The sequence below is a fragment of the Salmonella sp. SAL4457 genome, from assembly GCF_046548235.1.
Taxonomy (GTDB): domain Bacteria; phylum Pseudomonadota; class Gammaproteobacteria; order Enterobacterales; family Enterobacteriaceae; genus Salmonella; species Salmonella enterica.
Map to the genome: position 1 here is coordinate 1 of NZ_JBGDZO010001373.1, position 234 is coordinate 234.

1 protein-coding gene is annotated in these 234 nt (G+C 70.9%); it reads left to right on the forward strand.

Annotated elements, in window-relative coordinates; all coding sequences use genetic code 11:
* On the forward strand, window positions 1-234 hold a 234-nt coding region (locus ACLJNW_RS28655; RefSeq protein WP_410962074.1), incomplete at both ends, for a diguanylate cyclase.

Consider the following 234-nt stretch of genomic DNA (forward strand, 5'->3'; position numbering starts at 1 on the left):
GTGTTGCTCTACGACAGCGAGGAGGGCAACACCCTGGCCATCGCCGAGCGCCTGCGGCAGGCGGTGGAGGCGCTGGGCATCGAGCACCTGGGCTCCAGCGCCGGCCCCTGCCTGACCATCAGCCTGGGGGTGGCCTATTCGACCTCCGGCATGGGCCTGGACGCGCTCTATCGCGAGGCCGACCGCGCGCTCTACGAGGCCAAGGATGCAGGGCGCAACGCGGTGAGCATGGCG